Source organism: Agriterribacter humi, assembly GCF_009192765.1.
Classification (GTDB): Bacteria; Bacteroidota; Bacteroidia; order Chitinophagales; family Chitinophagaceae; genus Agriterribacter; species Agriterribacter humi.
In genome coordinates, this window is the sequence record NZ_VOHQ01000013.1 from 121,835 (window position 1) to 142,758 (window position 20,924).

A 20,924-nucleotide genomic window follows, 5' to 3' on the forward strand; every position below is an offset into this window, starting at 1 on the left:
GCCACTGGTTTCATCAGGTTCATAATTTATTATAAAAACTGATCCGCACTGCTTTTTAGTTTTTGTAAATCAGCTTCAGTGCAATCTATATAACTATAGATGGCAAACATAGGCGGCATATCCTCGTCTTTAATAAAATTGATCGTTTTAATGATGCTTTTCTTTGTTCGCAGTTCCATTACTTTGGCGCATTGAAACTCATCCCAGCATACATCCGATTTACTATATTCGGGTGTTAAAATGCAGAGTACCGATTTTGAGTTTTGTATGGCTTCTGAAATTTTCCTGATCCATAATCCGCCTGCCGGTATGCTGCTCCTGTCGTAAAAAATATTAAGCGCATCTTTCTTTTCCTGTATGGCTTTTACGAATTCCTGTACCGCTTCAGTTTGCTTATGCGAATAGCTGATGAACAGATCATAGGTTGGAGTGGGTGCGCTATGGGGTTGCAATACTACCGGCGGTGCTGCGCTGGTTGATTCATTATTGCGTTCCGCATTTCCGGGAGCATAAACCGTTTCGGGTTCAGCAACTGCAGGGTAAGCCACTGCAGGTGGCCGCCGGGGAAAGTCGCTTATATTTTTTATTTCCTCCTCTGTTTTTTTTACCAGCAGTTGTTTTACCTGTTCAAAAATGGGTAATGCTGCATCTGCCTGCTCCTGCCGGTATAAAACCAATTTAATGCATTTGAGCGGCAGCCCGTTCTGCAGCCAGAAAATAGCATTTTCGAGCAAAGGGGGCAGCATCTTTTGTATAGGAACTTTTTGGTATCCTGTTGCCAGTACCGGCATGGCTATTTCATCATTTTCTTCATCAAAGGCGAAAGTATTAATACACCTGAAAATATTTCCTACAATGGTTTGGGGTTCGCTTGAATGGTACTGCGGTTCAAAGCAAAGGATTTTTTTAAAATTGAATTTATTTTTTTGTTCGGTGGGAAGCGGAGCCGACAGCCAGCATCCCAACTGGGCCACTAAGTCTATTTGTTTATTTGCAGCCAGTGCCTGAACAGAAAGTCCTTTATTTTGGAGTGCAAGGAACAATGATCCCTTTAAAGCCATATAATCATTGGGAAATGCGGAAACCACCAGTATATCAACGGCATGTTCTTTGGGTATAGCCGAAAGATCGCCCAACAGCAATTGAATAACTGCCTCTTTTTTGCCTGTTGGTATTGTTATTTGTGAGAGAAGTTGCATACGTAGTTATTTGCGGCAATATTTTAAAGTAACATCCACACGATAAAGCTCTTTCCATTGTATTAAACTTTCAGCGAAGCGTTCAACCGACTCCGGAATATTATTTCTGTCGTACGCATAATAGTGCGCCCCCTGTATGTCCGCCGGGAGGTTTTGCTCAATATTCTTTTCATACAACAAAAAAACATCTCTCCCTATTGCATCGGCAATGCCTAACTCATAAAACACATTGGCATTGGGTACTGAAATATCGGCTATTACCAATCCTGTGCGTTGTATTTGTTTTACAATATTTTCAGATAATTTGCCAACCCGTGGAATCATATCTCCACGAACACATTCCATTTTAGATTTTATAACAGCAGGCTGAATGAAATCGTAAAATACAGTATCCGACCATTCCTCCGAAAAAGGCATAACAATAAAACAGGAAGGAACATCAACATAGATTTCTTTCATATCGCCGGCGCCCATTGCTATCATAAATTTGTTGAGCATGCGGCGAACCATAGGATTGAGACTGTAAACGCCGGTACCATCCATCTCAACTATTCCATCATCTTTCAGATACTGAATGGTATCGGGATAACAATCAATACCCATTTCTATCAATTCTGTTTCTTTAAGTGCTCCACGCATGCTTGTGTTGAGCAAATGGAGCATTTTCCATTGATCGCGGTAAGCCATAAGTACTGTTTAAATAAGTCTTTCAATACAGGTCATCAGCCACGCCAGTTTTTCTTTGCTTTGAAGAAGTGTGGCTTTGGTATATATTTTTTTGAGGTTCCCGGCTGTTGTTTCTTTTTCCCATTTGGCCGGGTTGCAGGTTAACGCAGTGGCAAGAAATTGTTTGGATTTTGCTTCATTCAACTCCAGCGCAGCCAGTTCAAGCGCTGTTGCCTGCACCCAATAGTTATTTTTATTGGTATCTAATTGTCTTTCTACCGAATAAGTTACCAATGGAAAATATCTTTTAAACCTGGGATCGTCTGCATTTTCAAAAAACAATAAGGTAAGTGCATTCACTCCCGGATAAAAATCCCTGGGGTCAGCATCAAAACCTTTTAAATAAGCTTCAATGGATTTACCCCTGTATGCCGCTGCCAGCAGCTCATCACCGGCGTTATCATCCATGAGCCCTTTATATACAGCTCCCAATAACCCATTGGTTTCCGGGTCGGGTCCGTATTTATTAATGATATCGTTGAGTATCTGCTCCGCCTCCTCTCTTTGCTTTGTTTTATTTAGCGCCAGCGCCAGTTGCTGGTGAAGATAGATATCGCCTTTTCTTTCCCTTTTCACCAATGGTTGTATCATTCTTGCCACTTCATTGAAAGCATTGGTGGCTTTATAGGCGCTCATTAACGCATATACCAGGTCGTAGTTGTATTTTAACCCTTTCCCTGCCTCGTTTTCTATTGCTTTTAATTGTTCTGCCAGCTTAATTTTCTCTTTTTCGCCGGAAGCCTTCTCTTCATTGGAAGTGCCGTCTCTTTTCTCCTTTATATCCCATTGTTTCCATTGCTTTACCAGCGTTTGAATTTTTTGCTTGGTATTATTCGTTTCTTTTATGATTTCTTTGAAAGAGTCCGCCTTTGCCTGCAGTGTATTTAATTCAGGAAAAATATAAGCGGGAATCATCTCGCTGATGGGACTGTCTGCCTGCGCCTGTTGCGCATCAAGATTTATACGTATAATATCAGAGAGGTCTTTGATCTTTTGTGCACAATCCAGCACTTCTCCTGCTTCAAAGTTATAGGGCAAAGCCCTCAGGGGCGCTACGTCAAACGGCAGTTTGGTATTGGCTTCAAATATGCTGACCGTAGTGAATGGTTTTACTGCATGGCGTATACCCAATTCGTAAAACACATTGGCATTGGCAAAACTCAGATCGGCAACAGCAAATTCGCAATAGAGCAACCGCTCATACATGGGTTTGTGAATGAGTCCGCCGCCTTTTTCCTCATCGGCCCGGATAGGCGACAGTCCTGCCAGCTCAATCGCTTTTTTAATAAATGAATCGTATACTTTATTGAAATCAATTTCTTTCTTGTTGCCATCTGTTTTTACGCCAAATGGCATCAGAACGAAACAAAGACTTGCCATTTACTATAGTTTAAAGGTATCAGCAAAATGATTTTCTTTCACCTCAGCGGAAGCAGCTTTTACGCCGATATCATACAATTCGAACCTGCTGGCTGCATTGCTCATTTCTGTTAATCCATCAATTTCACTTTGGGTATAATCTTTTTTCATTAGGGGCTTTAACGTTTCAGCATCAAGCCAGAGATTATAGCGCAGGTACGACATCAGACCGCCATCTTTCTTGGATCCGCTGATGCAGTCATTTTCGAGTTTTCCTATTTCTCCGTCAATTGGCCATGCTGTGGGCGAATTGCTCAGCCATTGCATGATAATCTGGTTGTGCCAGCTCGCATCCTGCATAAACATATCGGGTAACTGCTTTGCCCAGTTTAAGAGATTGTTTTTTTTAACGTTAGCCGGAATTTGTTTCCATCTGCTCATTCCAGTACCTACAGAAACAATGAGCAAGTTGTTCGCTCCGCATTTCCATTTAAAGGGGAATCCCTGTAAAGTGGCTACCATCAATAGCTGCAAGGCCGGGTTATTGGCCATGCTAACACCACCGTCTACAAAAGCAGCTTCATGCAAGCCTCCGCCCACATCAATAATCTGGGGAAGGAAATAAGTGGGTGCTGCCGCACTTGCCCTTACCGCTTTCCACAGCAATATATCTTTGTTCAGCCCGTCTGCACTGTTAAAGTATTTTCCGCCGGGATGGTTGATTAATGGCCATACACTGTTGGTATCCGCACGTTTTGCAATAATGCATAGGCCTGTCTTTATTTTATCACTTTCCAGCTTAATATCTCCAAATAGTTTTTGCAGCTCATCTTCTAAGGGCCTGGCTTTATAGGTTGCTTTCAGCAGGTCGTCTATTTCAAAAATTTTCCACCATTTGTTTTTTTTGCCGAATATTTTATCGCCCAGTTCCATATACATATTCTTTATATCCTGCACCTTCATGCCAATGGCCAGGCAGGATGCTATAATAGAACCGGTGCTCGTTCCACCAATTAAATCGAAATAATCGCTAAGCCTGAAATTTTTATCATTGCCATGCTGTTTTCGTAAAATATCTTCAATTCGCTGAAGATAGCCAAGTGACAATGCGCCGCGGATACCACCGCCATCCAGCGCAAGAATACGTTTGGGAGAACTGTTGCTTGAGAAATGTTCAGAAAGTGTCATGTTGTTGAGGTTTGTGTCGTTAGGGATATCCTTGTCATGATTTGGGCGTTAATATAATCATTAACATCCTCATTTGCAATCCCCAAAATGGGTTATCTAACCAGTAACCGGTAGTAAGTAAAAATGTTACCGTTTTTTGTCAAGTGTGCTTTTGTTAAGTTTTTTGAAATGACGAGTTGAATCCCTGTAATTCCCAAACCGGGTTCCTGGGTCAATAACCATCTTTTAACCATTATTCAAATTTGTTTAACGTTGCAGCCTGCGAATCTGTGCGAACTTCAGCGCCTATCCTCAAAAGGATATATTTTTTATTTTAGGTAGTTAGTTTTAGCAAACTCCTGTTTTAACAGGAGTTTCTTGCTGTTTGCATGCCTGCTAACTGCCTTCTGCCGAAATTGTCGGGGTTTCCTTTATATTTATCCTGTTATGACCATTGCTTTTATTCATGATAACAGGGCTTTTTTGCCGGAGATTGAAGCGTATATTTCTTTTTTTTCTGCATATCCCGGGATCATAACCGAAGTGAGGAAACAAAGCGGTTTACAGGGCACCCCTGCCGATGTGGAATGGTATTTTATGGGTACTCAGGTAAGACGAAAAAAAAACACAGTTGTTATTCATGAATATGCTTCTGCATCAATACCACCGTTTGCCGCTCTTAAAAATGTTATAAAGAAAAATATAAATTGTTTGCCGGACTATAGGATATTCTACAGTGATTATGTTCGTCAGCAGTTTGATTTTAGCGATAGTATCCCGTATGGCTTGCGTGGGCATGGCATATTGAACATTGAACCTGTTTCAAAAAAGGTTGAAAAACGCTATGATTTCATTTATGCAGGAAATATAGATGAGAAAAGAGGTATTGATGTGTTACTGAATTGTTTTGCAAAGGGTAATTTAAGCGACAGAACATTACTGGTACTGAGTAAGCATTATACGCAAACGGCCCTGCGTTTATCGGGCTGTAAAAATATTTATTTTAAAGGACCTGTTCCTTATCACCAGGTATACGCATACATTGATCAGTGCAGGTATGCAATTAATTTCATGCCCGACATTGCCCCTTTTAACAAGCAGGTATCGGCTAAATTTTTAGATTATGCCGCCTGCAGGATTCCTGTTGTTACTTCAGATTATCAATGGATAAAGGAATTTGAAAGCCTATATGGAGGACGGTATTTTTACCTGCTGCCGGATCTTTCCAACTTTACCTGGGAGCATATTTCCGCATTCCCTTATGCTATGCCTGACCTGCGGGAATGGACATGGGAAAAACAAATTGAAAAATCCGGGATAACCGCCTTCCTTCAAAAAAGATTTCCGGAACTGGACCTCGGCGGAAATTCAAACGGGAGCGGTTAATATTATTCCTTAGTTAACAGCATGTTTTTATACAGGTTCAATTGCCCCGCCCATATTTCCTCATTGGAAAAATTATCACTCACAAATTTCCTTCCGTTTCTTCCGTATTGCTGCCTTAATGCTTTGTTCGTGATCAGCTTTTTCAGAACGGTTGTCAGCGCAGCAACGTTTCCCTTTTCAAATAATTCTCCATTTATCCCGGCCTGCACCGCATCTTTACAACCGGGTATGTTGGAAGCAATAACAGGCACTTCCATAGCAGCCGCTTCAATCAGTACATTGGGAAATCCTTCGCGAAAAGACGGAAGAACAAGCATAGCAATAATCCCATATACAGGTGTCACATCATATAATTTGCCGAGATACATCACTTTTTCATCGTGATATAACTGGTGAAGCAAATGGCGGGAAAATGGGTTTTCCTCAATAATGGGTCCCGCCAGCACCAGCCGTAAAGAGGGATATTCTTTTACCAGCATATTAAATGCATCAAAAAGTATATCTATTCCTTTGTCTTTTGATAAGCGGCCCAGAAAACCGATTACTATATCATCTTCTTTTAAATCAAGCCTGTCTTTCAGTTGTGTGGCCCTGTCAGTAACAGCATTTTTGCCGGGAAAAGAATACAGGTCAATGCCATTAGCGCTTCCCTTTCCTATTACCATACCCTTTCCAAACGGAAAGATCTTTCTTTTTTCTGCGTGAGCCTTTAAAGTAGGACTTACCGCTATCACCTTGTCTGCTATACCGCATGAAATTTTTTCTGTTGCAGTGATCAGCCAGCGCAGCAATCCTTTTTTTGTATCTGATAATAATCCATGAAGCGTAAATATTTTGTGTTTACAACCAGTGATCCGGCAGGCCAGCATAATAAGAAAACCTGATTTGGGATTGCCGGCATTAACGATATCGGGTCTTTCCAGCCTTATTAACCGAATAATCCGGAAAAGTTGAAAAAGGTCAGTGATAGGCGAAATTCTTTTGGTAAAATTTATAGTGATCAGCCGGGCATTTTCTTTTTTGGCCAGCATGCTGATCTCTTCCCCCGGACCGCTGATTATAATAACTTCAAAGCCGCGCTGCACTAAAAACGCCACCTGCCCTTTCAGGAAATTAGCGCAAAACGAACTGGAAACTCCCAACAAAATTTTTGGCATAATGCTGTATATCGCTTAAAAGTAAGGGTTCATGATAAAACAGTAAAAATTTATTAATCAAAGCACAATAGATTATTTTGCACTGCATCTTTACAACTGTTATTCATCGGCATTGCATCTTATCTTATATATCATCACCGGAATCTTGTACTTTACCGGTTTCAGCTTTTTGTTCCGCTGGCTTAACCGCAGGAAGGGAAAACCAGCAGATGAGCGTTGGCTGATTGCTGCTTTTGTTGCAAAACTCGCCGCAGGCTTTGCATATGGTTATGTGTATGCGCATTATTTCCCGGTGAGCGATAGCTGGGTATATTTTAAAGAATCACTGGCAGAATATCAAAATCTGCTTACACGTCCTTCCGCCTTTTTTTCTACGGGTATAACGTTCAACAATCTCACCGATTTTTTTTCTACGGCTGATGATGCTCCCTGGAGCAATACAGGTGAAAATTTATTGATTAAACTCCTCGCCGTTTTCAATGTACTGAGCGGTGGCAATTACTATATTAATGTCATTTTTTTTAATGCTTTATCTTTTTGGGGACTATACCTTATTTATTTTGTTGCAAAAAGGCATATTCAAAAAAACGGGTTATTGATATTTTGTATTGTCTTTTTCCTCCCTTCCTGCCTGTTTTGGAACAGTGGTATAGACAAAGATGGTTTAATCGTATTCTTTACAGGTACATTGATTTATACAGTACATTATTGTATTACTGTAAAACAAACAGCGATGCAACTGGTAATGTGTGTGCTCAGTTTTGTATTCATTTTTTTATTGCGCAATATTAACGCGCTTATACTGCTGCCTGCTATAGCGGCATGGTGGATTTCTGTAAAGGTAGTGCCAGCCAGGCCTTACCTGGCCTATCTTATTATTTATAGTGCCTGCATTGTATTCTTTTTCCTTTCCTTAAGTTTCCCTTCGAAATTTAATTTGCCGCTTAAACTTGCAGAAAAACAGCACCAGTTTTTAACGTTGGAGGCTAATACTGTATTACCCCTAACGCCTTTAAAGCCTACTATCAAAAGCTATGCAGAAGTACTGCCGCAGGCGGTCAATCATGTTTTTTTAAGGCCCTATATAACAGAAATAAAAAGCCCTTTTCATTTAATGGCTTTTGGTGAGATGATATTGATTATAACGATTATTCTTCTTGCTGTTTTATGGGGCGGAAAGCATATGCTCCGCCAGTTATTGCAACCATTTTGCCTCTTTCTTATCATGGTTTCGCTGGGAGGATTATTAATAACAGGATATACTGTTCCGTTTACAGGAGCTATAGTGCGTTATAAAGCGTTGTATATCGTGCTGTTGTTGCTTCCTTTTACAGAATTGCTGAATAGAAAACTTCCGGCTACCCAATAAATAATTAATTATTCCAATATTTTATTTTATTAGATAAACTGTCTTTTTTTTAATTATATCAATCTGTTTTTTAAATTTAGGTACTAATTTTAGTAAAAAAACAATATTTTTGCCTCGATTTTGATAATCATAGTAAAAAATTACATATATTAAACTTAAATTAAATGGAATCACTTCGGTTTAATGCGATCAATCATTTATCTGGTTTGGGGAAAGAAATCCTTGTAGAGGGGTCCCGTAAAATAACCACAATTTTTGGAGAAAATGTATTTACACTAAAAACGGCCCGTGAATATTTAAGTGATGAAGCATACAAAAGTTTGGTTGCTTCCATTAAAACCGGAAAAAAAATAGACCGTACCATGGGCAATCATATAGGTGCGGGCTTAAGGCATTGGGCAGAAGCCAAAGGTGTTACGCATTTTACGCACTGGTTTCAGCCTTTAACGGGTACAACAGCCGAAAAGCATGATTCATTTTTTACACTAAAGGGCGATGGCACACCTATTGAAGAATTTGACGGCGCCGCGCTTATACAGCAGGAGCCGGATGCTTCTTCTTTCCCATCCGGTGGATTAAGAGCCACTTTTGAAGCAAGAGGCTATACCGCCTGGGATCCCACATCACCGGTATTTATCATGAATATTGGCGATGCCAATACCCTTTGTATACCCACCATATTTGTTTCTTATACGGGCGAATCTTTAGATACCAAAACGCCCTTACTGCGCTCCCTGGAGTCTTTAAATAAAGCCGCAGTAGATGTATGTAACTATTTTGATAAAAATGTTACCAAAGTTATTGCCACATTGGGATGGGAACAGGAATATTTTGTGGTAGATGCCGGATTGGCCAATGCGCGTCCCGATCTGATCATGACCGGCCGTACAGTATTTGGGCATTCGCCCGCCAAAGGCCAGCAATTAGAAGACCATTATTTTGGATCTATTCCTGAAAGGATATATGCTTTTATGCGGGATTTTGAAGAAGAAGCATATCGCCTTGGCATTCCATTAAGAACCCGCCATAATGAGGTAGCACCCGCCCAGTTTGAATGCGCTCCTATTTTTGAGGAAGCGAACCTGGCTGTTGATCATAATATTCTTTTAATGGATCTTATGACCAGGATCGCGAGGCATCATAACCTGGTAGCGCTCCTGCATGAAAAGCCTTTTGCAGGTATTAACGGAAGCGGCAAGCACAACAACTGGAGCATGTCAACAGATACCGGCGTTAACCTGCTGGCTCCGGGTAAAACGCCCAAAACCAACCTGATGTTCCTTACTTTTTTTGTGAATGTAATTAAAGCGGTGGATGATTATGCCGATCTGCTCCGCGCTTCTATTGCATCTGCCGGTAATGATCACAGGTTAGGCGCTAATGAAGCTCCTCCCGCTATTATTTCGGTATTTATCGGCAAATACCTGAATGAGGTATTAACTGAAATTAAAACAAGAGTGGGCGATAATTTTTCAGAACAGGATGAGATCCTTCTGAAATTAGACATTCATAAAAACATCCCGGAATTATTATTGGATAATACAGACCGTAACCGTACTTCACCTTTTGCCTTTACCGGTAATAAATTTGAATTCCGCGCCGTAGGCTCTACCGCTAACTGTGGTATTCCTATGACTACCCTTAACGCTATTATGGCAAATACTTTAACCCAGTTTAAAAAAGAAGTGGATGCCCTGATAGATAAAGGAGAGAAGAAGGAAATTGCCATCATGCATGTTATCCGTGAATACATAACCAGTTCCGAAAAAGTATTGTTTGAAGGAGATGGATATAGTGATGAATGGCATCATGAAGCGGAAAGGCGGGGTTTGCCCAATGTAAGAACAACGCCATTGGCATTAGATGCGATGGTTACAGACAAGGCTAAAAAATTGTTTGAAGACCTGGGTATATATCATCATTCCGAGATTGAAGCGCGGCATGAAATTGAACTGGAAAAATACATTAAAAAAGTGCAGATCGAAAGCCGTATCATGGGAGAGCTCTGCACCAGTCATATCTTACCCTGTTCGGTAAAATATCAGAACATCCTTATCAATAATATCCGCGGGCTTAAAGACCTGGGTTTGCCGGAATCATCCTATGCCAACCAGTTGCAGATACTCGAAAAAATATCTGAACATATTGGCCAGGTGGCAGACGGAGTTGAAAAAATGATTGAGGCAAGAAAAATAGTGAACAAGATTGAAGGCACACGCACAAAAGCCATAGCGTATCAAAGCCAGGTTAAAGATGCCTTTTTTGATAAGATCCGCTACCATGTTGATAAGCTGGAATTGTTGGTAGACGATCAGTACTGGTTGTTACCGAAATACCGCGAGTTATTGTTTTTGAGATAGACACAAGCCCCATACATCAGCGAACGCCTCTGGATATTTTCAGGGGCGTTTTATTTGGAAAGAGTGAATAGTGGAAAGCGGTAAGTGAGCGGTCAGCCATCAGCCATGAGCTATCTGTATCAGGTTTATTTTCCTGTTAACCAAACCAATCAACAAGGCTATTGCATTGTAAAAGTGTCAAGAAATTTGGTAGTGAAATTGCCTTTTCTGAAATCTTCGTTGCGCATGAGTTGCTGGTGAAAGGGGATGGTGGTTTTTACACCTTCAATTACATATTCACTTAAAGCCCGGCTCATGGTATTAATGGCTTCTTCCCTGGTGCGGGCAACGGCAATGATTTTACCGATCATAGAATCGTAATAGGGAGGAATAACATAACCCGCATAGGTATGCGAATCAATACGCACCCCGTGTCCGCCCGGCTGATGCAATACCGTTATTTTTCCTGGTGAAGGACGAAAATCGTTGTATGGATCTTCCGCATTGATCCGGCATTCTATAGCATGCATTTCGGGGTAATAATTTCTGCCCGAAATAGATTCGCCGGAGGCAATCTTTATTTGTTCTTTGACCAGGTCAAAATTGGTTACTTCTTCTGTAACACAATGTTCCACCTGTATGCGGGTATTCATCTCCATAAAATAAAAATTCCTGTGTTTGTCCACAAGAAATTCTATAGTACCCACGCTTTCATAATTAATAGCGGAAGCGGCTTTCACCGCCGCTTCGCCCATTTTTTCGCGCAGATCGTTTGTCATGAACGGAGAGGGTGACTCTTCTACCAGCTTCTGGTGACGGCGTTGAATGGAGCAATCCCTTTCACTCATATGACAAACTTTGCCATAACGGTCGCCGGCTATTTGTATTTCAATATGACGCGGTTCTTCTACAAATTTCTCCATGTATATCCCGTCATTCTTAAACGATGCTCCTGCTTCTGCTTTTGCGTTGTCGTATGCTTTTTCTATTTCACCTTCTTCCCAAACCACCCGCATACCCTTACCACCGCCACCTGCTGTTGCTTTTAAAATTACAGGATACCCAATCTCTTTTGCCAGTCCTTTTGCCTCATCCACACTTCCCAGCAATCCTTCACCACCGGGCACTACGGGAACACCCGCTTTAATCATTGTTTCTTTGGCTGTAATTTTATCGCCCATAGCGGTGATCATGCCCGGAGTGGGTCCAATAAATTTTATTCCATGCTCACAGCAAATTTGGGCGAACCTGGCATTTTCAGCTAAAAAACCATAGCCGGGGTGAATGGCATCCGCATTGGTAATTTCTACGGCAGCCATAAGATGAGGAATATTAAGATAAGAGTCTGCGCTTTGCGGACGACCCAGGCATACTGCTTCATCTGCAAATTTTACATGCAGGCTATCCTTATCTGCAGTGGAATATACGGCCACTGTTTTTATGCCCATTTCCCTGCAGGTGCGAATGATCCGCAATGCAATTTCACCACGATTTGCAATAAGTATTTTTTTGAACATGTATTCAATTTGAAAATTCGGGAATTTCCTGCCTGTCGGCAGACAGGGAAAATTTGAAAATTGATTTTACCCGTTAAAAATGAGGTGCACCCTTTTCACATTCGCACACCAGCCTGCCGGCTGGCTGATTTTCAAATCTACCTGTCGGCAGACAGGTTTTCAAATTAATTAGGTTCCACCAGAAACAGCGGCTGGTCATATTCCACCGGGCTGGCATCATCGGCCAGGATCTTCACTATTTTGCCACTCACTTCACTTTCAATTTCGTTAAAGAGCTTCATGGCTTCAATAATGCAAACCACTTTTCCAACTGTTACTTCATCGCCTACTTCAACAAATAAAGGTTTATCCGGCGATGCCCGGCGGTAAAAAGTGCCTATCATCGGACTTTTAATAGTAAGAAGATTATCCGCTTTGGGCTCAGCCGCCGGTTTAGCTTTATCGTGCGCCGGTTCGGTTGCAGTCGCCGGGGGGGCAAAGAATTGTTGGGAGGATGGCGATGATACAACCTGGGTAATATGCTCTTCTTTTTGCCTTATTGTAATTTTGAAATCTTTATCTTCTACGCTAATTTCTCCAATATTCGATTTGTTGATGATCTTTATCAACTCCTGAATTTGCTTAAAATCCATGTGGGTGAGTTTAATTTATTTAACCGTCAATTGTTTGGAAACCGGCGGCTAAGATAGGAATTCAGGGTAAATATACCCAAAAATCAGTTTTTAACCCTTTCAACATATTCTCCGTTTTTAGTATTGATCCTGATTAATTCTCCTTCTTCTACAAAAAGAGGCACCATTACAGTAGCCCCGGTTTCAATAGTGGCAGCTTTTAATGTACGTGTGGCCGTATCGCCTCTGATTCCCGGCTCGCTGTAAGTAACCAGCACAACAATTTTATCAGGCAATTCTACACTCATAGGTAATTCAGTTTCGGTATTGATCAGTACAGAAACTTCCTGCGCCTCTTTTAAAAATTGAGGTGCATCTATAAGCGGCTCCTGTACGATGATCTGCTCAAAGGTTTCATTATCCATAAAATTATACCCCGAATCATCTTTATACAAATACTGGTAGCCCTTTCTTTCCACCCGCACAGGATAGATACTATCGCCGGAATTCCATGTTTTTTCGATACTGCGGTTGTTTTCGATACCTTTAAGTTTGGCCCATACTTTAGCAGCAGCCCTGGCGGTTTTATTTTCGCCAAATTCCACTACGCTATACAAGCTGCCGTCTAATTTGAGGATCATTCCCCTGCTGATATCTGCTGTATTTGCCATGTTTGTTTTTTAAAAAGTGGCGCAAAGATAAGAGGTTTTTGCATTATTTAAACAGGAACCGAAACCAATGCACCATTTTTCCCCGCTATGAATAAGGCGTTACCATTTAAATAATTTTCGGGTATTTTTGTGCTTATGGAGCACATCATTCCCAACGATATTCTGTCCGAAGAAAAACTTTCGTTTGATCGCTTTCGTGAAGAAGTGCTCAGCGATTACCGTCTTGCCTGTGAAAGCAGGGAAGCCAGTTTGCTGGGTCGTAAAGAAGTGCTGACAGGAAAAGCTAAGTTCGGCATCTTCGGCGATGGTAAGGAAGTGCCGCAGATCGCACTGTCTAAATTTTTCCAGCCCGGAGATTTTTATGCAGGATATTACCGCGATCAAACCATTGCTTTTGCAACGGAAACGGCTACTATAGAAGAATTTTTTGCGCAATTGTATGCTAACCCTAATGAAAATGATGAGCCGCATAGTGCAGGAAGGCAGATGAATGCACATTTTGCTTCTGCTTTTACAGATAAGAACGGTGAATTTCTGGACCTGGTTAATCATAAAAATATAACCAGTGGTATTGCACCCACTGCAGGGCAAATGCCCAGGGCATTGGGACTGGCTTTTGCTTCAAAAGCCTTTCGTGAAATTGATGTATTGCAACCGTTCACCAACCTGTCTGACAACGGCAATGAAGTTTGCTTTTGCACTATTGGCGATGCCTCTACTTCTGAAGGTCATTTTTGGGAAACGGTTAATGCCGCTGCCGTGCTGGAAGTTCCGTTGGCTATTTTTATATGGGACGATGGCTATGGCATTTCTGTTCCTTCGGAAAATCAAATTGTGAAAGGCTCCATTTCAGATGCATTAAAAGGATTTCAGAAAAAAAATGATACTACAGGAATTGATATTTATAAAGTAAAATGCTGGGACTACTCAGGACTATGCGAAATTTTTGAGCAGGGTATTCAAAAAGTGCGTGATACCCATATTCCCGCTGTTTTTCATGTGGAAGAAGTAACCCAGCCGCAGGGACATTCTACATCGGGCAGCCACGAGCGTTATAAAACACAGGAACGCTTAGAATGGGAAAGAGAATGGGATTGCATAAAGAAAATGAAAGAATGGATCATTGCCAACGCGCTGGCTGAAGAAGAAGAATTGAACGTAATTGAGATCAATGCAAAGTCAACTATAAAAGCCAGCCGCCAGGTTGCCTGGGATAAATATGTTTTACCCATTAGAGCAATGGTAACCAAAACCATTGCCGTTTTGCAGCATATTGTAAATGAAGGAAAGGATAAGACAGGGCGCATTCAAATTGCTGTCAAAAATTTACAGACGAACCGGGAACCCGACCGCAGGGATATTTTGAAAGCGCTGGCAACCGGTATTCACTTTAGTGATGATGATGCTGTGCAACACTACTACAACGGGCTGTTGGCCGAACAAAGTGCATTATATCATTCGCATTTGTACAATGAAGGTGCAAAAAGTTTGCAACATGTTCAGCCCACGTCTTTGCTGTTCAATGAAAACGCTCCTGTTCTTAATGGCTACCAGATACTGAACCGGTATTTTGATGAATTATTTGCGCATAATCCCAAGGTATTGGCTTTTGGTGAAGACCTGGGATTGATTGGTGATGTTAACCAGGGGTTTGCAGGATTGCAGCAAAAGCACGGTGATAAAAGAATATTTGATACAGGTATCCGTGAGCTCACTATAATGGGACAGGGCATTGGTTTGGCTATGAGAGGTTTGCGGCCCATTGCGGAAATACAGTATGTTGATTATATGTTATACGGGCTGCAGCCATTAAGCGATGATGCAGCTTCTTTGCACTATCGTACAAAAGGAAGGCAGAGCTGCCCTCTTATTGTACGTACCAGGGGACACCGGCTCGAAGGAATATGGCATAGTGGTTCTCCAATGGGTATGCTCATTAATGCCCTTCGCGGATTTCATGTATGCGTTCCGCGCAATATGGTGCAGGCCGCAGGCATGTATAACACCTTATTAGAAGTGAACGATCCCGCAATAATGATAGAATGCCTTAATGCTTACCGGCTTAAAGAAAAGCTGCCATCCAATCTTTTAGAATACAGGGTTGCATTGGGCGTTCCTGAAATAATAAAAGAAGGGGATGATCTTACTATCGTTTCTTATGGTGCTACCCTGCGCATAGCGTTTGAAGCGGCAACCCTGCTTGATCAAATGGGCATTCATTGCGAGGTTATTGATGTACAAACACTTTTGCCTTTCGATATCAATCATACCATCCTCGGTTCCCTGAAAAAAACCAACCGTATTATTTTTGCGGATGAAGATTTACCCGGCGGAGCTGCTGCCTATATGTTCAATATTGTTATGGAAAAGCAGGGAGGATACCGCTGGTTAGATGTTGCTCCAAGAACCCTTACCGCACAGGCCCACCGGCCGGCATATGGAACAGATGGGGATTATTTTAGTAAGCCCAATGTAGAAGATTTTGTCAGGATAGTAAAGGAAATGATGCGTGAATGAGAGGGGAAGTAAGTTGCAGGTTGCAGGTTTCAGGTTGCAGGTTACAGGGTGCAGGTTACAGGGTGCAGGTTGCAAGTTGCAGGTGAGAAGTGAGATGTGAAAAGGAATGCCAGGCTCATCATTAGTAGTTTTTAGCTGATAGAATCTGATACCTCCTGCTGATACCTGGCATTTCAAATTTTAAATCTCAAAACATAAATTGGCTTCATTGTGGGTAAACCGGTAACAAAGACAGATATTCGTTTCACGGAATTATGGAGAGAACAAAGAGAAGGATCAAAAATAGGCTACTATCTCCTTTACACTTTCAGTTGGGGTTTGGTTATCATTTTTATTTCCTTTTTTTTATTGATGTTCATGGGCGGTATAAGTATTATACCCATAGCCCAGGATAACAATAAAATCGTTTTGATTATTATTATCGGCTTTATACTTGGATTTATTACTACCCTTATCGTTAGGGCAAGGAACGAGAAAAGGTATCAGAAAATATTAGATAAAGTCAGGAAAGGATCAGTCTAAAAACCTTGCCCTTAGTTCGGCAGATGGTATCATACAATATTCTTTTTTGCCAAACCATTTATACCTGTTTTTTGCTATCAGCCTGTATACAGCATCTCTTATAAAGCGTGGTATAATTATGCATCCGTACGCCAGGCTCCACGGCGCCTCCAGCTTTTTAAAAACCCGCAATGCAGCAGTGCTTTGTGTGAATACCTGACCTCCTTCTACCAGTACAAAAGAATTATAGTGAGCCAGGGGTAAGTTGAATTTTTGTAGCAGCAACTGCCCGGCCTGACCCTGGAGCGAGGTGAAATTAAAATGGCTTTTTTTATCTTTCCTTATTATAAACTGCACGCTGCTGTTGCAAAGATTGCATACGCCGTCAAAAAGTATAACAGGGTTGGTTATATTATTCACAGTGCAAAGATAATTCAATGCCAGGGGTATTTGCAGGGTGCATTCCAAATTCGCATTGCTTTGCTTCATGGGGGCGGTGAGGACACCGCCCACGGCGGGCTGCCCCGGTTGGTGGAGACACCAACCGGCGACAATTTGGAATGCACCCCCTATTTGCACGGGTCATTTTCACTATGAAGATTGTATTATGGCTTTTCACTGTTCACTACTTTGTTATTTTTTTTAGACAGCAGTTTAGATTATTTAAATTGTGAAGTATATGGTCATGAACCTTGTGGTGCTGCCCATGGCTTTTCAGCATAGGCCTTCTTTTGCATGGGATGCTGCTTTTACAGGAATTATTATACTTATTCTGGCTGTTGGATTACCCATTTCATTTATTAAGCACAGCCGGTATAGTAAACGCAGGGCATCCTGAGTTGAGCAAAGATGTCCCCATTACCTGCTGTTGAATTCAGTCAGGCGGCTTATCTTCGCGTGTCAAATTATTGCGGTAAGGATTGTAACGGATGAGTTCATAATATAAAGCATCGTATACTACAGTATGAAAATTTTACAAACAGCCGAGAGAGTGTCACAAAAGGATCATTCCGATAATTATGTATACCAGCGCTCCCTGCTCGCTTACCTGGAGGCGGCAAAACTTATTTCGGGCAGGGTGCTGGAAATTGGTACGGGAAGCGGTTACGGTGTTGAAATTATAGCTCCGCATACAGAGGAGTTTGTTACTATTGACAAATACCAGACAGGTATTGACAACGGGAGTACAGCAGGTAAAGGCAATGTGAAATTTATTCAAATGAATGTACCGCCTTTGCATGGTATTTCTTCCAATAGCTTCGACTTTGTTATTACTTTCCAGGTAATAGAGCATATACAAAATGATGGATTGTTTCTGAAAGAGATAAACCGGGTATTAAAAAGCGGCGGAAAATTAATAGTTACCACGCCCAACAAGAAGATGTCGCTCACCCGCAATCCCTGGCACATCAGGGAATATACCATACCTGAACTGGAAAAATTATTATTGTCTCATTTTAAAAAGGCAGAGAAGCTGGGTGTTTTTGGAAACGAAAGCATAATGGATTATTATATTAAAAACAAAGCTTCGGTTAAAAGAATAACCCGGTTCGATGTTTTTAATCTCCAATACCGTTTGCCCCGGCAGCTTCTTCAAATACCATACGATATCCTGAACCGGCTGAACAGAAAAAAGCTATTGAAGAGCAATACAGAACTGGTTACCGGAATTACCCATGAAGATTACAATATCCGGGAGGCTGATGATAGTTGCTTCGACCTTTTTTTTATTGCAGAAAAGGAATAAAAAACCGCTCCGGTTACCGAAACGGTTTTTTCAATTTAACATGGGTTAGGAAAACGACCGGTGTTACCGTCCAAAGTATTTGTTTACTGCTTCAACGCGATTATTGACATGCAGCTTTTCATAAATATGATATACATGTTTGCGCACAGTTTCCTGCGCAATACCAAGTCTTGTTGAAATTTCCTTATACAACAGTCCTTTCGCAAGCAGCTCAAGAATTTCATGTTCCCGGTTAGACAAATTATCCAGTAAACCGGAAGACGGATTTTTTTCCTGGAAAACTGCAACTACCTTTCTTGCTATCTGGCTGCTCATCGGGGCCCCGCCTTCAGCCAGTTCGCGTATGGATTCTAATAATTTTGCGGGGGCGGTCTTTTTTAAAATATATCCGTTGGCTCCCGCGGCAAGCGCTTCAAATATTTTTTCATCCTCTTCGTACACCGTGCACATCATAAACAATATGTCGGGGTTTTTTGGCTTTAATTCTCTTACGCAATCAATACCACTCATGCCGCCCAAGTTGATATCCATCAGCACTACGTTCGGCTTCAGTTTGGGAATACCGGAAATAGCGCTTTCGGCGCTGATAAAAGATCCGCTTAACTCGTATCCATCGGCCATCATAATGATCTGTTCCAATGCCTGGCGTATATCATCATTATCTTCTACTATGCAAACAGAAATCGTATCCATGTAAAGTAAATAAACTGTAAAACTAAAGGTTAATTAATGAAATACCTGTACCCTAAAGCGGGTATGAGGTTAAAGGTACTCTTAATATAACGGATGTGCCATCATGGGTTGAAATGATGCAGGATCCGCCAACGGCAGAAAGCCTGTCCTTCATATTAAGCAGTCCGTTATTATAGCTGCGGATGGCAGAAGGGTTAATGCCAATGCCGTTATCAGTTATAGTAATAGAAAAATGCTCACCGGCAGTAAATTGTACGTTTACCTGTGTTGCCTGCGAGTGCTTTACTATATTATGCAATGCTTCTTTTACTGAAAGCAGGATATTACGGCGGATTTTTCCACTCACTGTTATTTCCGGGATAGGATCAGGCGTTACAATATGTAACCGGAATGGCATCGGTTCAAAGTATTCTACAATCAGGTGCCGCAGGTAGGCTATCAGGTTAGGCAATGTATCATTCCTTGAATTTAATGTCCATATAATTTCATTCATTTTATCAATCAATATGTTTGATGTTTCTGAAATCTTTTCAAGTTCTTTACTATCATCCTGTGTACTTTTGACTTTTGCAATTTCACTCAACAGCCGTATAGAAGTAAGTCCCGATCCTATATCGTCATGTATTTCCTGCGATATCCGGTTCCTTTCTTTGTCCCTGGCATCAATGATCGCCTTATATTTTTCAAGTTCTTTTCTGTCATTTTCAAGCTGTAGCTTTTCCACTGCTCTTATGCGCTGTGCTTCCTGCATTCTTGCCCTGTAAGATAATCCCTGCATAAAAAGCAGCATCTGGAGCAGTATGCCCAGCATAAAAACCAAAACAGGGATACCGGCATGTCTGAAAAAATGATATTCGTACTCACTCCATCTGTCAATATAAAGCGCTATACAGGATAGCAGGATAGCGATAAATGCGCCTGTAGCCACATATCTTACCTCTTTGTTGCTTTTTCGGATTATTAATATGGAGAGGAGGCAGGCTGCGTACAGTAATACGATCATTCTTATGGTATCGAAAGCGATATTGCCGATATGGTTATACCGGTTGGTGTAGGTAAGGGGAAGATTGATGGTTAAAAAAATGAACTGAATCAGTACAAGTATCCTGAAATGTTTGTACAGACCGGGAAAGTTGTTTCTTAGTGTAAAGAAAGAAGAAATAAAAAGTAAAATAAGCATATTGCCGCTCAATTGCAGCACCTGGTATCTGAAATCGTAAAAAAAATAATACAGGTCGTCGAATATAAACAGGTTGAGCAGCCTGAGTAAAAAATAAATCACAAAAACAAACATCGCTCCGGAGTAATACAGGTATTCAATTTTCAGGGTTTGAAAAAAAATAGTGAGCGTATAAGCAAACATACTGAACATAATTCCCAGCAGCGCAATGGTAATATAAACGTACAGGCGGTTGGGGCGTACAAAATGATTAAAAGTAAAGGCAGTTTGCTCATTAGGCAATAATATTACAGGATCAAACTGGTGCCAGTTATAAAAATTGATGTCGGTTCGGATATAAAACGTTTTATACGTTCCTTTTTTCACTGTAAAAGAAGCATACGGAACTTCATTAAATACAGTATAGGAAAAAGAACCGAATTGATTGTTCAACGCTTTCATTGTAGCGGTACTGCTGTCGTACTCATACATGGTATAGCGCTGAGCCCTGCCAGCGTATAACCAAAATGTATCCTTCGAACTGCTGTTGGTAACGGATAGCTTTATAAAATAACGGGCATCCAGCCGGGTTTTATCGAAAGGAAATTTTTCACCGGGGTAAACAAATTCCCCCGGAGTAATATTATCAATGGTTCTTTGTTTGGTATAGTCTGTAAAATAAGATAAGCGTCTTAACACGGTGTCGTACTCGCTGATCTTTCCGAGGTCAATAAAATCAGCAGGTTGTGCTGTGGCAAAACTCCAGCACCAAAGAAAGGTAATGGCGGTCACAAACCTTTTTAACA

The 20,924-nt window shown here is 41.2% G+C and carries 18 protein-coding genes; 7 read left to right on the forward strand and 11 right to left on the reverse strand.

Going from position 1 to position 20,924, the window contains the following annotated elements; genetic code table 11:
• Window positions 1–29: 29 nt before the first annotated feature.
• Genes FRX45_RS19165 through FRX45_RS19180 form a run of 4 tightly spaced genes read right to left on the reverse strand, consistent with a single transcriptional unit; the run spans window position 30 to window position 4,472 of the window.
• Window positions 30–1,199, reverse strand: coding sequence for a toll/interleukin-1 receptor domain-containing protein (locus FRX45_RS19165; RefSeq protein ID WP_152270092.1), 1,170 nt, complete (start codon window positions 1,197–1,199; stop codon window positions 30–32).
• A 6-nt stretch (window positions 1,200–1,205) separates the two neighbouring features.
• Window positions 1,206–1,886 carry a hypothetical protein gene (locus FRX45_RS19170; RefSeq protein WP_152270093.1) on the reverse strand — a complete coding sequence of 227 codons (681 nt, stop codon included), beginning with the start codon at window positions 1,884–1,886 and terminating at the stop codon, window positions 1,206–1,208.
• Between the two features lie 9 nt (window positions 1,887–1,895).
• Complete coding sequence (locus FRX45_RS19175; protein ID WP_152270094.1) at window positions 1,896–3,305, reverse strand: TRAFs-binding domain-containing protein; 1,410 nt, start codon at window positions 3,303–3,305, stop codon at window positions 1,896–1,898.
• A 3-nt stretch (window positions 3,306–3,308) separates the two neighbouring features.
• Window positions 3,309–4,472, reverse strand: coding sequence for a patatin-like phospholipase family protein (locus FRX45_RS19180; protein ID WP_152270095.1), 1,164 nt, complete (start codon window positions 4,470–4,472; stop codon window positions 3,309–3,311).
• Window positions 4,473–4,898: 426 nt separating this feature from the next.
• Here FRX45_RS19180 and FRX45_RS19185 point away from each other — a divergent pair, with 426 nt between their 5' ends.
• Entirely contained in the window at window positions 4,899–5,837 is a 939-nt protein-coding gene (locus tag FRX45_RS19185) for a glycosyltransferase (RefSeq protein WP_152270096.1), read from the forward strand.
• A 2-nt stretch (window positions 5,838–5,839) separates the two neighbouring features.
• On the opposite strand, the gene FRX45_RS19190 is transcribed toward FRX45_RS19185, so the two are convergent.
• Window positions 5,840–6,994, reverse strand: a complete 1,155-nt coding sequence (locus FRX45_RS19190) for a glycosyltransferase family 4 protein (protein ID WP_152270097.1) — start codon at window positions 6,992–6,994, stop codon at window positions 5,840–5,842.
• Between the two features lie 145 nt (window positions 6,995–7,139).
• Here FRX45_RS19190 and FRX45_RS19195 point away from each other — a divergent pair, with 145 nt between their 5' ends.
• Entirely contained in the window at window positions 7,140–8,363 is a 1,224-nt protein-coding gene (locus FRX45_RS19195; protein ID WP_152270098.1) for a hypothetical protein, read from the forward strand.
• A gap of 164 nt (window positions 8,364–8,527) precedes the next feature.
• The gene (locus tag FRX45_RS19200) at window positions 8,528–10,723 is read left to right on the forward strand and encodes a glutamine synthetase III family protein (protein WP_152270099.1); all 2,196 of its coding nucleotides are present in this window, start codon (window positions 8,528–8,530) and stop codon (window positions 10,721–10,723) included.
• Between the two features lie 158 nt (window positions 10,724–10,881).
• Here the strand turns inward: FRX45_RS19200 and accC are convergent, their stop codons facing one another.
• The 3 genes from accC to efp form a co-directional block, all read right to left on the reverse strand.
• Window positions 10,882–12,219 (reverse strand): acetyl-CoA carboxylase biotin carboxylase subunit, encoded by a 1,338-nt coding sequence (gene accC, locus FRX45_RS19205; RefSeq protein WP_152270100.1) that lies wholly within the window; start codon window positions 12,217–12,219, stop codon window positions 10,882–10,884.
• Between the two features lie 164 nt (window positions 12,220–12,383).
• Window positions 12,384–12,851, reverse strand: a complete 468-nt coding sequence (gene accB, locus FRX45_RS19210; RefSeq protein ID WP_152270101.1) for an acetyl-CoA carboxylase biotin carboxyl carrier protein — start codon at window positions 12,849–12,851, stop codon at window positions 12,384–12,386.
• An 83-nt stretch (window positions 12,852–12,934) separates the two neighbouring features.
• Window positions 12,935–13,501, reverse strand: coding sequence for an elongation factor P (gene efp / locus FRX45_RS19215; protein ID WP_152270102.1), 567 nt, complete (start codon window positions 13,499–13,501; stop codon window positions 12,935–12,937).
• Between the two features lie 135 nt (window positions 13,502–13,636).
• Here efp and FRX45_RS19220 point away from each other — a divergent pair, with 135 nt between their 5' ends.
• Window positions 13,637–16,018 (forward strand): alpha-ketoacid dehydrogenase subunit alpha/beta, encoded by a 2,382-nt coding sequence (locus FRX45_RS19220; protein WP_152270103.1) that lies wholly within the window; start codon window positions 13,637–13,639, stop codon window positions 16,016–16,018.
• 210 nt (window positions 16,019–16,228) lie between these two features.
• Entirely contained in the window at window positions 16,229–16,540 is a 312-nt protein-coding gene (locus FRX45_RS19225) for a hypothetical protein (protein ID WP_152270104.1), read from the forward strand.
• Here FRX45_RS19225 and FRX45_RS19230 read toward each other — a convergent pair.
• Window positions 16,532–17,008, reverse strand: a complete 477-nt coding sequence (locus tag FRX45_RS19230; protein WP_152270105.1) for a thiol-disulfide oxidoreductase DCC family protein — start codon at window positions 17,006–17,008, stop codon at window positions 16,532–16,534. The two genes, FRX45_RS19225 and FRX45_RS19230, sit on opposite strands and share 9 nt — an antisense overlap.
• Before the next feature lie 190 nt (window positions 17,009–17,198).
• Between FRX45_RS19230 and FRX45_RS23365 the strand changes: the two genes are divergently transcribed.
• Window positions 17,199–17,357, forward strand: coding sequence for a hypothetical protein (locus FRX45_RS23365; RefSeq protein WP_193311777.1), 159 nt, complete (start codon window positions 17,199–17,201; stop codon window positions 17,355–17,357).
• A 126-nt stretch (window positions 17,358–17,483) separates the two neighbouring features.
• Window positions 17,484–18,266: a class I SAM-dependent methyltransferase gene (locus FRX45_RS19235; RefSeq protein ID WP_152270106.1), complete on the forward strand. Its 783-nt coding sequence runs from the start codon at window positions 17,484–17,486 to the stop codon at window positions 18,264–18,266.
• A 63-nt stretch (window positions 18,267–18,329) separates the two neighbouring features.
• On the opposite strand, the gene FRX45_RS19240 is transcribed toward FRX45_RS19235, so the two are convergent.
• Entirely contained in the window at window positions 18,330–18,959 is a 630-nt protein-coding gene (locus FRX45_RS19240) for a response regulator (RefSeq protein WP_152270107.1), read from the reverse strand.
• 52 nt (window positions 18,960–19,011) lie between these two features.
• Window positions 19,012–20,910: a sensor histidine kinase gene (locus tag FRX45_RS19245; RefSeq protein ID WP_152270108.1), complete on the reverse strand. Its 1,899-nt coding sequence runs from the start codon at window positions 20,908–20,910 to the stop codon at window positions 19,012–19,014.
• Window positions 20,911–20,924: the final 14 nt, after the last annotated feature.

Coding starts and splice junctions, on each gene's coding strand:
- FRX45_RS19235 (WP_152270106.1), top strand. CDS start 17,484: ATGAAAATTTTACAAACAGCCGAGAGAGTGTCACAAAAGGATCATTCC.
- FRX45_RS23365 (WP_193311777.1), top strand. CDS start 17,199: ATGGTCATGAACCTTGTGGTGCTGCCCATGGCTTTTCAGCATAGGCCT.
- efp (WP_152270102.1), bottom strand. CDS start 13,501: ATGGCAAATACAGCAGATATCAGCAGGGGAATGATCCTCAAATTAGAC.
- FRX45_RS19170 (WP_152270093.1), bottom strand. CDS start 1,886: ATGGCTTACCGCGATCAATGGAAAATGCTCCATTTGCTCAACACAAGC.
- FRX45_RS19200 (WP_152270099.1), top strand. CDS start 8,528: ATGGAATCACTTCGGTTTAATGCGATCAATCATTTATCTGGTTTGGGG.
- FRX45_RS19220 (WP_152270103.1), top strand. CDS start 13,637: ATGGAGCACATCATTCCCAACGATATTCTGTCCGAAGAAAAACTTTCG.
- accB (WP_152270101.1), bottom strand. CDS start 12,851: ATGGATTTTAAGCAAATTCAGGAGTTGATAAAGATCATCAACAAATCG.
- FRX45_RS19230 (WP_152270105.1), bottom strand. CDS start 17,008: ATGAAGCAAAGCAATGCGAATTTGGAATGCACCCTGCAAATACCCCTG.
- accC (WP_152270100.1), bottom strand. CDS start 12,219: ATGTTCAAAAAAATACTTATTGCAAATCGTGGTGAAATTGCATTGCGG.
- FRX45_RS19165 (WP_152270092.1), bottom strand. CDS start 1,199: ATGCAACTTCTCTCACAAATAACAATACCAACAGGCAAAAAAGAGGCA.
- FRX45_RS19190 (WP_152270097.1), bottom strand. CDS start 6,994: ATGCCAAAAATTTTGTTGGGAGTTTCCAGTTCGTTTTGCGCTAATTTC.
- FRX45_RS19240 (WP_152270107.1), bottom strand. CDS start 18,959: ATGGATACGATTTCTGTTTGCATAGTAGAAGATAATGATGATATACGC.
- FRX45_RS19175 (WP_152270094.1), bottom strand. CDS start 3,305: ATGGCAAGTCTTTGTTTCGTTCTGATGCCATTTGGCGTAAAAACAGAT.
- FRX45_RS19180 (WP_152270095.1), bottom strand. CDS start 4,472: ATGACACTTTCTGAACATTTCTCAAGCAACAGTTCTCCCAAACGTATT.
- FRX45_RS19185 (WP_152270096.1), top strand. CDS start 4,899: ATGACCATTGCTTTTATTCATGATAACAGGGCTTTTTTGCCGGAGATT.